At 61.0% G+C, this 12785-nt stretch carries 13 protein-coding genes and 1 tRNA gene; 3 read left to right on the plus strand and 11 right to left on the minus strand.

Going from position 1 to position 12785, the window contains the following annotated elements:
• Positions 1 to 25 precede the first annotated feature (25 nt).
• The 3 genes from Q1A71_RS11110 to Q1A71_RS11120 all read left to right on the plus strand — a co-directional run bounded on the left by Q1A71_RS11110 (position 26) and on the right by Q1A71_RS11120 (position 3229).
• Complete coding sequence (locus tag Q1A71_RS11110; protein WP_299675489.1) at positions 26 to 1111, plus strand: TRAP transporter substrate-binding protein; 1086 nt, start codon at positions 26 to 28, stop codon at positions 1109 to 1111.
• 73 nt (positions 1112 to 1184) lie between these two features.
• Positions 1185 to 1682 (plus strand): TRAP transporter small permease subunit, encoded by a 498-nt coding sequence (locus Q1A71_RS11115; protein WP_299675494.1) that lies wholly within the window; start codon positions 1185 to 1187, stop codon positions 1680 to 1682.
• Positions 1679 to 3229 carry a TRAP transporter large permease subunit gene (locus Q1A71_RS11120; protein ID WP_299675497.1) on the plus strand — a complete coding sequence of 517 codons (1551 nt, stop codon included), beginning with the start codon at positions 1679 to 1681 and terminating at the stop codon, positions 3227 to 3229. The genes Q1A71_RS11115 and Q1A71_RS11120 overlap by 4 nt, the downstream gene beginning before the upstream one ends.
• Before the next feature lie 1030 nt (positions 3230 to 4259).
• On the opposite strand, the gene Q1A71_RS11125 is transcribed toward Q1A71_RS11120, so the two are convergent.
• The 11 genes from Q1A71_RS11125 to Q1A71_RS11175 form a co-directional block, all read right to left on the minus strand.
• Positions 4260 to 4336: transfer RNA gene (locus tag Q1A71_RS11125), tRNA-Arg, on the minus strand.
• Positions 4337 to 4393: 57 nt separating this feature from the next.
• Positions 4394 to 5614: a cysteine desulfurase gene (locus Q1A71_RS11130; protein ID WP_299675500.1), complete on the minus strand. Its 1221-nt coding sequence runs from the start codon at positions 5612 to 5614 to the stop codon at positions 4394 to 4396.
• Entirely contained in the window at positions 5607 to 6203 is a 597-nt protein-coding gene (locus Q1A71_RS11135; protein ID WP_299675503.1) for a YIP1 family protein, read from the minus strand. Before Q1A71_RS11135 ends, Q1A71_RS11130 begins: the two co-directional genes overlap by 8 nt.
• Positions 6200 to 6685 (minus strand): YIP1 family protein, encoded by a 486-nt coding sequence (locus Q1A71_RS11140; protein ID WP_299675506.1) that lies wholly within the window; start codon positions 6683 to 6685, stop codon positions 6200 to 6202. The genes Q1A71_RS11135 and Q1A71_RS11140 overlap by 4 nt, the downstream gene beginning before the upstream one ends.
• Positions 6685 to 7965: a Fe-S cluster assembly protein SufD gene (gene sufD, locus Q1A71_RS11145; RefSeq protein WP_299675509.1), complete on the minus strand. Its 1281-nt coding sequence runs from the start codon at positions 7963 to 7965 to the stop codon at positions 6685 to 6687. Before sufD ends, Q1A71_RS11140 begins: the two co-directional genes overlap by 1 nt.
• Positions 7965 to 8720 (minus strand): Fe-S cluster assembly ATPase SufC, encoded by a 756-nt coding sequence (gene sufC, locus Q1A71_RS11150; protein ID WP_299675511.1) that lies wholly within the window; start codon positions 8718 to 8720, stop codon positions 7965 to 7967. Before sufC ends, sufD begins: the two co-directional genes overlap by 1 nt.
• A 70-nt stretch (positions 8721 to 8790) precedes the next feature.
• A complete protein-coding gene (locus Q1A71_RS11155) occupies positions 8791 to 9105 on the minus strand; it encodes a YbjQ family protein (protein WP_299675513.1) in 315 nt (104 codons plus the stop codon).
• A complete protein-coding gene (locus Q1A71_RS11160) occupies positions 9102 to 9455 on the minus strand; it encodes a hypothetical protein (RefSeq protein WP_299675516.1) in 354 nt (117 codons plus the stop codon). The genes Q1A71_RS11155 and Q1A71_RS11160 overlap by 4 nt, the downstream gene beginning before the upstream one ends.
• Complete coding sequence (gene sufB / locus Q1A71_RS11165) at positions 9448 to 10986, minus strand: Fe-S cluster assembly protein SufB (RefSeq protein ID WP_299675519.1); 1539 nt, start codon at positions 10984 to 10986, stop codon at positions 9448 to 9450. The genes Q1A71_RS11160 and sufB overlap by 8 nt, the downstream gene beginning before the upstream one ends.
• A gap of 15 nt (positions 10987 to 11001) precedes the next feature.
• Positions 11002 to 12132, minus strand: coding sequence for a cysteine desulfurase family protein (locus tag Q1A71_RS11170; protein ID WP_299675522.1), 1131 nt, complete (start codon positions 12130 to 12132; stop codon positions 11002 to 11004).
• A gap of 60 nt (positions 12133 to 12192) precedes the next feature.
• A complete protein-coding gene (locus Q1A71_RS11175) occupies positions 12193 to 12651 on the minus strand; it encodes an Rrf2 family transcriptional regulator (RefSeq protein WP_299675525.1) in 459 nt (152 codons plus the stop codon).
• Positions 12652 to 12785 lie beyond the last annotated feature (134 nt).

The following is a 12785-nucleotide window of genomic DNA, read 5'->3' on the forward strand; positions in this document are numbered from 1 at the left end:
GAACCAACCAATGGGAGAACTGAAAATGGACAGACGTAAATTTCTAGCATCAGCAGGGGTCGGTACGGCCGCCGCAGCGCTTGCGAGCCCCGCAATCGCGCAAGACAAGCGTCAATGGAAGATGGTCACGGCCTGGCCAAAGAACCTGCCCGGGCCCGGCGTGGCCGCGCAAACTCTGGCAGACCGCATCACCACGCTTTCGGGTGGCCGCATCGAGGTGAGACTCTTTCCCGCAGGCGAGCTGGTGCCGGGCCGTGGGGTGTTTGACGCCGTCAGCGAAGGCACGGCCGAACTTTACCATGCCGTACCCGCCTATTGGGGCTCGAAATCCAAGGGGATCCTGCTCTTCGGGTCGCAGCCCTTCGGTCTGCGCGCGGATGAGCAATTCGGCTGGCTCTATCACGGCGGAGGTCAGGCGCTCTATGACGAAATGTATGGCCGTTTCGGCATCAAGCCATTCCTGTGCGGCAACTCCGGCCCGCAATGGGGCGGTTGGTTCCGCAATGACATTAATTCGGCAGAAGATCTGAAAGGCCTGAAATTCCGGACCACGGGGCTTGCCTCTGAAATGGCATCGAAACTGGGCATGGCTGCAGAAGCCATGTCCGGCCCCGCGATGTTCCAGGCCCTGCAAACGGGCGCGCTTGATGCGGGCGAATTTATCGGTCCGTGGACCGACAGCGCACTTGGCTATCACCAGGTCGCCAAGAATTACTATTGGCCCGGCGTGGGCGAGCCGTCTTCCGCCGAGGAATGCGGCATCAACGCAGCAGCCTATGCGGAACTGCCTGATGATCTCAAACAGGTTGTCAGCCTTGCTTGCGAAAGCCTCTACAATCCTGTCTGGACCGAATACACAACCAAACACGCGGCGGCCCTGAAAAAACTGGTCGCTGATGAGGGCGTGCAGGTGAAAATGCTGCCCGAGGACGTGATCACCGCCATGGGTAAAGCCGCCGCCGAAGTCATCGACGAGCTGCGCCAGGACGACGACGACCTGGTCAAGCGCATCGTGGAGAGCTTTATCGCCTACCGCGAGTCCGTCGGCCGCTACATGGTCTACGCCGACAACGGCCAGATGAACGCGCGCGCCACAGTCATGGGCTACTAAGACGAGAAGCTGAGAAACACGGCCCGCGCGGCGTGTGTTCGCGCGGGCATCACACCGCTTTTGCGAGGGGCCGATGGAAAAACTGGCGAACGCTATCGACGCAGTTAACGCGGGTGTCGCAAGCCTCACCCGATGGCTCGCGCTCTTCATGGTCCTGGTGCAGTTTACCATCGTCGTCGGGCGCTACGCGTTTGGCGTGAACTCCATCGCCGCGCAGGAAAGCGTCCTGTACATGCACGCCACGCTCTTCATGCTGGGCGCCGGCTATACGCTGCTGGTCGACAAACATGTGCGCGTCGATGTGTTCTACGCCAAGGTCAGTCCACGAAACCAACGACGCATCGACATTTTCGGCCACCTGTTCTTTCTGCTGCCTTCGATGGCAGCGCTGCTCTACTGGTCATGGCCCTCGGTGCGCAACTCCTGGAGCATACTTGAAGGCCCGCTATCAGTTGGTGGCATTGAGGCCGTCTTTCTGATGAAGACACTGATCCCCGCCTTCTGCGTGCTTGTGATGCTTCAGTCCGTATCCCTGCTGATCCGGCTTTTTCTGCAACGACCCGCATCATGATTGAGTATCTCGACCTCATAATGTTCGCAGCGCTCATGGGCGCAATCCTTTTGGGGTTTCCCGTTTCTTTCTCCATCGCGGGTGTCGCCATCATCTTTGCGTATATCGGTTGGTACACCGGGCATATGGACATCAGCTTGCTCGGCGCCATGGGCCAGCGGGTTTTCGGGCTTCTGTCCAACAACGTTCTGATCGCGATCCCGCTATTTGTTCTGATGGGTGCACTCCTTGAGAAAAGCCGTATCGCCGAGGATCTGCTCGACACTATGGGGCGGCTCTTTGGCCAGCTTCGCGGTGGTTTGGGCATATCTGTAGTTCTTGTCGGCGCGCTGTTGGCAGCCTCAACCGGGATTGTTGGGGCGACGGTTGTGGCGATGGGATTGATTGCGCTGCCAACCATGTTACGGGCCGGATATGATCCGCGCGTTGCCTCGGGTATCGTGTGCACCGCGGGAACGCTGGGGCAGATCATCCCGCCCTCGACCCTGCTCATCATCCTTGCGGATGTCATGTCAAACTCCTTTCAGCAGGCCCAGTATGAACAAGGAAAATTCGCCGTCGAAGCGCTTTCGGTGGGTCAATTCTTTGCAGCCGCCGTGATCCCTGGCCTAATGCTGGTGAGCCTCTATCTGATCTACATCCTGCTGCGCGGCTGGATCAGGCCGCAGGACATGCCACCCGCACCCCCCGATCTGGCAAAACCGGATGGCGCAGAGGTCTTTCGTGCCATTGTGCCACCGATCTTGCTGATATTTGCGGTTCTGGGCGCAATTCTGGGCGGCATTGCAACCCCGACCGAAGCGGCTTCGGTCGGGGCCATTGGCGCGATGCTGATGACCGGCCATAAGATGGGCATCAACCCCAAGCTGATTCTGCTGGGCACCGCTGCGCTGATCATTTTGGGTATTCTGGCGGGGGCTTTTCCTGTCCGGTTTCAGCGCAATGATTTGAGCCATGGCACCTTCGCATTGGGGATCATTTACGCTGGACTTACCGTCGTCGGCAGTGTCGCGGTCGGGCTTGCTCTGCGCTCGGCGCTGAAAGAAAAAGTCATACATGAAGCGATCGGCTCGACTTTGACCATGACGTCAATGATCTTCGCGACAATCCTTGCGGCAGGTATCTTCAGCCTCGTATTCATCGGTCTTGGCGGCGAAGAGCGTGTGTCGGCCATCCTCAGCAGCATGCCGGGCGGTGCGACAGGAGCGCTGGTATTTTGCATGATCTTCATCTTTTTTCTGGGGTTCTTTCTGGATTTCGTCGAAATCTCGGTCATCGTCCTACCTTTGGTGACCCCGACCCTCATCTTGCTGGGTCACGATCCGATCTGGCTGGGCGTGCTGATCGCGATCAACCTGCAAACCAGCTTCCTGACGCCGCCATTCGGCTTCTCGCTGTTTTATCTTCGTGGTGCGGCGCCGAAAGAAGTGACGACCGGCCATATTTACGCCGGCGTTGTCCCGTTCATCGGGATACAGGCTGTTGGCGTGATCCTGATCTGGTTGCTCCCATCCTTGGCGACGTGGCTGCCATCTGTGCTGTTCTAAGTCTGATCCCATCCCGCGTTTGGTCGACGACACCAGATTGGGGCGGTGTCATGGTCGGAACGTACAGAGGTGTCCGAATGTCCAATGTTTGCACATTGCTGACACAAGACGCGGATGCAGCATCCCATGACATTGTACAGCGTCACCGTCAGGTCGTCGTTGTGAGGGGGCGTTGCGGATCTGAGGACCAATCACGGAAATACAGACTTACCTGCCATTCGTGCACTTAGCCCAGCCTGGAACAAGGTCCGCGTCGTCGGTCAGAAACGCCCGTTGGCGCCGAAATACGTCTGGGCGATCCGAGTACGATCCGAATTGGCCCAAAACCATCGCGATCTCGCGCCGTTCAACACGGCAATCGACAGCAAGCCTTGCGGCTGTGATCTTGTGAATGTGGTCAAATGTGATGGCATCGGGCGAGGTCAAAGAGCGGGCGTCGGTCTTGCAAAGCAAGACACAGAAACCTGTGCGGTTTGAAATATCCAAAGGGACGCGTGCCTCGGTCCACAAGTGGATGGAAGATGACTTGATGTTCGGCTCGGAGTACTTTTGCCAGGTCGGTTTGATGAGCGACTGCGGATCTCGACCCGCCAGTCTGCACGACTTTTCCGAGATTGCATGACGCCGATTGGCTTGGACGCAAGCGCAGACGGCACGCATTCGATGCGTCGGACCAAAGTCACCCAGATCCACGAGAAAACGCGAAACCTGTGCACAGTGCAGCTACGCGCCATTCGCGTCCGACGTGTTGAACACAAACTGCTGAACAGGACCATCATCCACTGAAAAGCCCAAACCGCTTTGCAGGCGAAGCCTGTGTGGCAGCGAGATCAGAAGATCGGGGTTTTCCGGCTGCGGTTCCACGAATACAGAGATCAGCCGTTGCTCGGTGATCCGGCGATATCCGAACGCTCTAGTCAGCAACAGCGTGCCAGTAAGCCGTCACGCGCAATCCGCTCATACGAACCTCATGCGCAAGCACCGACCCGGCGGAGGCACTCAATCTAAAGTATGGATTTATAATACTAAATGGCGGACCCTAGAGGATTCGAACCTCTGGCCTCTGCCTTCGGAGGGCAGCGCTCTATCCAGCTGAGCTAAGGGTCCTTCTCGGGGCGGTATAGCGGGAGGGCCGTCGCGCCGCAACGGCAAAAGATCGCCCCCTCAGGCGAAGAGGTCGTGCGCCAGCTCCAGCGCTTCGACCAGCACATCCACCTCGGCCTTGGTGTTGTAAAGACCGAAGGAGGCGCGGCAGCTCGCCGGGATCCCCATATGCTCCATCAGCGGCCCGACGCAGTGCTGACCCGCGCGCACCGCAACGCCCTTCTTGTCGAGGATCGTCGAAATGTCGTGGGCGTGCCCTGCGCCGTCCATGGTGAAGCTGAAAATCGCGCCCTTGTCGGGCGTCGTGCCCTGCACCTGCAGCCAGTTGAGGCCATTCAGGCGCTCCACCGTATAGTCGCGCAGACCATCCTCATGGGCTGCAATGTTCTGCATGCCGAGCCCCATCATATACTCCAGCGCCACGCCAAGACCGATGGTCTGGACAATGCCGGGCGTGCCCGCCTCGAACTTCATCGGGGGGTCGTTGTAGATCACGCCGTCCTTGCTGACCTCCTTGATCATGTCGCCCCCACCGATGAAGGGCTGCATCTCGGCCATGCGCTCCGCCTTGCAGTAGATCGCGCCCGACCCCGAGGGGCCATAGAGCTTGTGGCCGGTGATGGCGTAGAAGTCGGGGTCGATGTCCTGCAGATCCACCGGCTGGTGCACGGCGGCCTGGCTGCCGTCGATCAGCACGGGCACGCCGCGGGCATGGGCCTCGGCGCAGATCGTCTTCACATCGACGCGGGTGCCCAGCACATTGGACAGGTGCGTCACCGCGATGAGCTTCGTCTTGGGTGTAATGGCGTCAATGACCGCCTGGGGATCAAGGTATCCGGTGCTGTCCACATCGACCCATTTCAACACCACACCCTGCCGTTCGCGCAGGAAATGCCAGGGCACGATATTGGCGTGATGCTCCATCACGCTGAGGATGATCTCATCGCCGGCCTGCATCCGCGGCATCGCCCAGCCATAGGCCACCATATTGATGCCCTCGGTGGTGCCGGAATTGAGCACGATGTCATCCTCGGACCCCGCGTTGAGGAACCGGGCGATCACCCCGCGCACGCTTTCGTACTTCTCAGTGGCAACATTAGAAAGATAATGCAAGCCTCTGTGAACATTCGCATATTCATGTGCATAGGCATTGGTGATCGCGTCAATCACCACCTGAGGTTTCTGCGCCGAGGCACCATTGTCCAGATAGACCAGCGGCTTGCCGTTCACCTCGCGGCTGAGGATCGGGAAATCGCCCCGGATTGCCTCCACATCATACATTTGACGGTACCCCCATGGCGCCGACGCCGATCATCGACAGGATAAAGGACAGGCCCAGTGACATGGCCACCGCGCCCGCGATCAGCACGAAGAACGCGCGCATCAGCGAGTTCAACTGCAACCCGACGCTGATGAAATTCAGAAAAACCCAGAGCGTGGCCGCCGCCACAAAGAGCACCAGGAAGCTGGCCAGCACCGGAAGCAGCAACACGCTCAGGATGATCGCCACCTGCGCCACGACCCGAAGCGTCTGCATCCAGACCAGCAGCGCCAGCAGATCGCTCATGTCCTCCGAGCCGCCAAACGCGCGCCCGGCCCAGAACAGCGCATGCACGGTGATGATGAACCCGCCCGCAATGATCATGAAGAGCGTGAAGGGGTTCGAGACCATGCCGGTCAAGGGAGCCGGCACCGGGATCACCATATTCGACAGTGTCGACATGAAGGTGCTGAGGATCGCGATCAGGGCGGCGGCCATCCAGAGCACGCTGCGCGGGATCTGCCAGCTCATGATCTCGGCGGCGGCCCCTTTCGGATTGCGCAGCGTCTCGAGCGCGAGCTGTGTCCAGTTGACGGTTGCAGGTATCATTGAGGCGCCTTTTCCGCTGCGATCAGACCGCTGATCCAGAACCAGCCGAACACCACAAACCATAGGAGCCCGACGACTTGCAACTCCAGCCCCGGGCCGATGAACCCCGCGATCAGCCCCCAGAGCAGCATCAGCGGCGAAGAGGCAAGCAGCGCCCAGAAGAGCGCCAGCCGCGCGCCATAGTGGCTGCCCTTGCCGCGGAAAATCTTGGCGATGAGGTGGCTCACCGCCGCCAGGCAATAAAGCGCCAGCGGTGCGATGAAAATCCACGCCATCAGCGAGGCGCCCAGCAACATGTTCAGCTCCTCCCCGGTCAGATGCGCCTCGCGCGCCAGCCGCGGCAATTGTGCGATGAAGACGATCATGCAGCCTGCCATCAGATAGGCAAGGGCGCGGTCCTCGCGCTGCCCAAGAGCCAGCAACCCGCGCAATGTTTTGCCCGGGTTGCGATAAGTTGCCGTGATATTGCGTGTGACCGCCATCAGCTGCGATGCCGCTCCAGCCAGGCGGCGAGGCGCCCGTTGATCTCTTCGCGCAGGTCTTCGTCCTCGATTTCCTCCACCGCTTCGGCCAGGAAGGCGAGCGTCAGAAGGTCGGTCGCGGGCGCTTCCGGAACCCCGCGCGAGCGCAGATAGAACAGCGCCTCCTCGTCGATGGCCCCCGATGTGCTCCCGTGCGAACAGGCGACATCATCGGCGTAGATCTCCAGCTCTGGCTTGGCGAGGAACTGGCTGTCCTCGTCCAGCAGAAGCGACTGGCTGATCTGGTAGCCATCGGTCTTCTGCGCGTCCTTCTTCACCAGGATCTTGCCCTGGAAGACGCCCGTGGCCCCGTTGCGCAGCACCTTCTTGAAGACCTGCCGGCTCTCGCAGCCCACCGCATCATGGGTGATGAAAACCGTGTCATCATGGTGGAAATCGCCGTCACCCACGCAGGCGCCCGCCACATGGGCCACCGCGTCATCCCCGGTCAGCTCGATCACGCATTCATTGCGCGTGAGCACGCCATTGGCGGTCAGGGTGAAGGATTTGAACACCGACTCGGTGCCAAGCCGCGCAAAGATATGCGTGGCCGCACGCCGCTCATGGTCCCGCCCCTGGGCGCGCACATGGTGGAAGGTGGCGCCGTCGGCGACGTCCACTTCCATGCATTTGTTGAAGCGCGCGGCGGCCGGGCCATTCTCCAGCACGGTGATCTCCGCGCCCGGGTCGAGCTTGATCACGTGGTGCAGGATTGCATCCGAGGTCTCGGAGCGGTGGTGGTAGGTCAGGTTGATCGGCTTCGAGGGCTTGCCGGTCACATGGATCAGCACACCATCGCTGGCAAAGGCGGTGTTGAGCGCGGCCAGCGGGCGCTGCACCGGGTCCTGCCCCTTTGCCTCGAGCGTCCCGTAGAGATCGCGCGCCCAGTGGATGTCGGAGCTGGCGTCGGCCAGCCGCTCGATGCGCACGCCTTCGAGGCTCAGATCATCCGAGGCCTCGGTGTCGAAGACACCATCGACGAAAACGATGTTCAGACGGTCCATTTCACCAAAGATCGGCGCTTCGTCATTGTCGAAGAGCGCGGCGGGCACAGCACCGGGCTGGGTCAGCGTGTCGGGCCGGGTGTATTTCCAATACTCATCGCGCCGTTCGGGCAGGCCCATCTGGCGCACGCGGGCCAGCGCATCGCTGCGCGCCGCCTCGGGCCAGCCGCCTGTCGGCAGGCTCAGCTCCGCCAGCCGGGCATCGGTGGTCGACAGTTTTTCCGCAGCATCCGCCATCACGCCACCTCTGCCAGGATACCGCCGTAGCCGTTGTTCTCGACTTCCAGCGCTAGCTCCGGTCCGCCGGATTTCACGATCTTGCCGTCCGCCATGATGTGCACCACATCGGGTTTGATGTGGTCCAGCAAGCGCTGGTAGTGGGTGATCACGAGGAACCCGCGCCCTTCGTTGCGCAGCGCGTTCACCCCTTCCGAGACCAGCTTCATCGCGTCCACATCGAGGCCGGAATCCGTCTCGTCCAGAATGCACATCTTCGGCTCCAGCATCGCCATCTGCAGGATTTCATTGCGCTTTTTCTCACCGCCGGAGAAGCCGACGTTGACCGGGCGTTTGAGCATATCGGCGTCGATGGACAGCTCCTTGGCGCGGGCGCGGATCAGCTTGAGGAATTCTGCTGCCGAGACTTCTTCTTCGCCGCGCGCCTTGCGCTGTGCGTTCACGGCAGTGCGCAGGAAGGTCATGTTGCCCACACCGGGGATTTCGACGGGGTATTGGAACGCAAGAAACAGGCCTGCGGCGGCGCGCTCTTCGGGCTCCATTTCGAGGATGTCTTCGCCTTCCAGCACGGCCTCGCCATCGGTCACCTCATAGCCATCCTTGCCCGAGAGCACATAGGAGAGCGTCGATTTGCCAGAGCCGTTCGGGCCCATGATCGCGTGCACCTTGCCCGCCTCGATCTCCAGATCGACGCCCTTGAGGATCTGCTTGTCCTCCTCTTCCAGTTTCACGTGCAGGTTCTTGATACTCAGCATATCTATGTCCTCTTTGTCGGCTCCGCGCGGCGCGGAAAGTGTTCTTTGTCAGTGTGTTGTGTTCGGGTCTTCAGGTGATCTCCACGGCGGTGCCGGAGGCGGAGACCATCAGCATGGAATCCCCGATCACCTCATAGTCGAGGTCGATCCCCACGACCGCATTGGCGCCCATGGCCGCGGCGCGGTCTTCGATTTCCGCCATCGCCTCGTCGCGGGCGTCCTTCAGCTTGCTCTCATAAGCACCCGAGCGCCCGCCGATCACATCCGTGACGGAGGCAAAGAAGTCCCGCACGATGTTGGCGCCCATAATGGCCTCGCCCACGACGATGCCCTTGTAGGCAGTGATACTGTGCCCTTCGACGCTGTTTGTGGTGGTCAGGATCATTCCCATGCCCCCGTCAGAAAACCAATCGTCATGAACGAGTAAAACCAGCCCAAGCAGAACAGACCGAAGGGCGAGAAGATCCGGTAAAAGAATGCGTTAACCGCACCATGGCCGGAACCGCGCAGTATTCGTTCTCGCTCGAACCCAGAGAACAAGACTAGAAGGAGGGAGACGGTCAACCAACCATGCACTGGGAAGTACGTCAGGAAGGGTAAGAACATCCAACCTTCTCCGAAACCACTCAGCATTGGAGCCGAGAGCGTGATGCCAACCGCCAAACCAAACAGGGCGGCTTTAAGACCACCCATGTCGAGGAAGACTTGCTCCCACGCCAACAAGCGATCAACCAACCGACCCCTCCAGCGAAATCGCAACCAGCTGCTGCGCTTCCATGGCGAACTCCATCGGCAGCGCTTGCAGCACGTCCTTACAGAACCCGTTGACCACCAGCGCCACGGCCTCCTCCTCGTCCATGCCGCGCGAGCGGCAGTAGAAGAGTTGGTCGTCATCCACCTTGGAGGTGGTCGCCTCATGCTCGACGCGGGAGGAATTGTTCTTCACCTCGATATACGGCACCGTATGGGCGCCGCAGTCCCCGCCGATCAGCAGGCTGTCACACTGCGTATAGTTCCGCGAATCCTTCGCCTTCGGGTGCATCGACACCAGCCCGCGATAGGTGTTCTGCGCCTTGCCCGCCGAGATGCCCTTAGACACGATCCGCGACTTCGTGCGCTTGCCCAGATGCACCATCTTGGTGCCGGTATCGGCCTGCTGCATGTTGTTGGCGATGGCAATCGAATAGAATTCGCCCTGCGTGTCGTCCCCGCGCAGAATGCAGGAAGGGTATTTCCAGGTCACAGCCGAGCCCGTCTCGACTTGCGTCCACATCACCTTGGCGCGATCCCCCCGGCAATCGGCCCGCTTGGTCACGAAGTTGTAAATGCCACCCTTGCCGTTCTCATCGCCCGGATACCAGTTCTGCACGGTGGAGTATTTCACCTCCGCGTCTTCCTCCACGATGATCTCGACCACGGCGGCGTGCAGCTGTGCAATGTCGCGCTGCGGCGCGGTGCAGCCTTCGAGATAGCTGACGTAAGAGCCCTTGTCAGCGATGATCAACGTGCGTTCAAACTGGCCGGTGTTCTCCGCGTTGATGCGGAAATAGGTGCTGAGCTCCATCGGGCAGCGCACGCCCGGCGGCACATAAACAAACGAGCCATCAGAGAAAACGGCGGAGTTCAGCGTCGCATAGTAGTTGTCCGACACCGGCACGACCGTGCCGAGGTATTTCTTCACCAGCTCCGGATGCTCCTTGATCGCTTCGGAGATGGAGCAGAAGATCACGCCCGCCTTTTTCAGCTCTTCCTGAAACGTCGTGCCGACAGAGACAGAGTCAAACACCGCATCCACAGCCACCTTGCGCGGTGCATCCCCCAGCTCCTCAGCGCCCTCGACACCCGCGAGGATCATCTGTTCCTTCAACGGAATGCCAAGCTTCTTGTAGGTCTCCAGCAGTTTTGGGTCGACCTCATCCAGCGACTTGGGCTTCACCTCCATCGACTTCGGCCGCGCGTAATAATACTGGTCCTGAAAGTCGATCTCCGGGTAATCGACCATCGCCCACTTCGGCTCTGTCTTCTGCAGCCAGCGATCATAGGCCGCAAGCCGCCACTCGGTCATCCACTCCGGCTCTTCGTTCTTCTCGGAAATCAAGCGCACGATATCGGGGGAGAGGCCCTTCGGCGCATACTCCATCTCGATATCCGTCGACCAGCCGTATTTGTACTTGCCGCCAACCTCGCGCACCGCGTCCACGGTCTCTTGGTCCACGCCCTCTTTGACGCGGACATCCTCAGCGGTCGACTGATCAAAAGCTGCCATCTTTCCCTCCAAAACTCACGCCGCGCGGGCGCGAAATTTACGTTCCTGTGCAAGCCAGGCGTCGGCGAACCGCAGCACGTCCTGCTCTGTTGTCTCCAACCCCAGCGACACCCGGATGGCGCTGCTGGCAGTCTCGTCATCGTATCCCAAGGCACGGAGCACCGTGCTGGCGCGCACCTTGCCACTGGAGCAGGCCGAGCCTGCGCTGACGGCAAATCCCGCGAGATCCATCTGCATCACTTGCGTCTCGCCCTTCCAGCCGGGCGTGGCAAAGCAGGAGGTGTTCGGCAGGCGGTTCGCACCTTTCCCGACAAAAATAGTCTCCTTGGCTTCCCCTGCAAGAGTGTTTTCTAGAATCTTTCTAAGTTTTTCGACCCCATCCCAGCGGCCCTCCGCTACATCTCGTGTTGCAGCCTCTGCGGCGGCCCCAAATCCGGCAATGCCAATGACGTTCTCGGTGCCCGAGCGGCGCCCCATCTCCTGCCCGCCACCGCGAATGCGGGCCGTCACGTCGAGCCCATGTTTCACGATCAGCGCGCCGACGCCCTTGGGTCCGCCCAGCTTGTGCGCCGAGGCCATCACCAGGTCCGCACCCGACCGCGCGAAGGAAAACGGCACCTTGCCAAGCGCCTGCACCGCGTCGACCAACACCAGCACATCGCGCTTCAGCGCCCGGAGCGCCTGCGCATGGGGCATGGTATCCTGCAACACGCCCGTTTCGCTGTTGGCGGCCTGCAGGGCGACCACATCATCCCAGATTTTGTTTTCAAAGCCCGCGCCCTGCGCCGTCCCGGTCAGCACACCGTCCGCGTCCACGTCCAGCAGATGCGTCAGGTCCACGCCATCGCGCTGCACCCAGGACAAAACCGCGTCATGCTCAATGCCCGCGCTCGAGACGGTCGCAGATTCCGGAATGGCGAGGCCCGCCGCCTCCGTCGCACCGGAGGTGAAGACCACCTCACCCGGGCTGCACCCGACCAGCTCCGCCACCTGCATGCGTGCACGCTCCACCAGCGCCTTCGCCGCGCGGCCCTCACCGTGCACGGAGGATGGGTTGCCGACCACATCCATCGCCGCGATCATCGCGTCGCGTGCCTCGGGCCGCAGCGGCGCCGTCGCATTATGGTCAAGATAAACGCGGCCCATGCCCTTCATCCTTCCAAAAATACTCCGGGGGAGGCGCGCAGCGCCGGGGGCAGCGCCCCCTCATTCGTCCACAACCGCAAAGAGGCTCGGCACCGCCGGGCACGGTGCCAGCTCATTGCCCACAATGTCCGACAACCGCGTCTGGTGCAGGAACACATAGACATGGGCCGACAGCCCTTCCCAGAGCCGGTTGGTGAGCGATTGCGCGCGGCTGCCCGAGGCGCCGCCCGAGGCCCCTGCCCCCTTGTGCATCGCATCCACCGTCTCATCGACCGCCGCCAGCACATCCGCGACCCGAATGTCCGAGGCTGGGCGGGCCAGGCGATAGCCGCCCCCGGGTCCGCGCACCGACGTCACCAGTTCCGCCCGCCGCAACTTGACAAAGAGCTGCTCCAGATAGGGCAGGGAAATCGCCTGCCGCTCGGCGATCTCGCTCAAGGTGATCAGACTGCCTTCGGGCTGCAGCGCGATGTCGGCCAGTGCCACCATCGCATAGCGCCCCTTGGTCGACAATTTCATGCCCGAGATCCTCCCGCAGCAGGCCAGACCCGCAATGATTGACGTCGGCCCATTAAAAGCCTAAGTCCAGTTTTCGCACTCCGACACGCGCAGTGCGCACGATTTAGAACCGTTCTAAAGAGCCTGAGCGAAGC

The sequence above is a fragment of the uncultured Roseobacter sp. genome (assembly GCF_947493125.1).
Classification (GTDB): domain Bacteria; phylum Pseudomonadota; class Alphaproteobacteria; order Rhodobacterales; family Rhodobacteraceae; genus Roseobacter.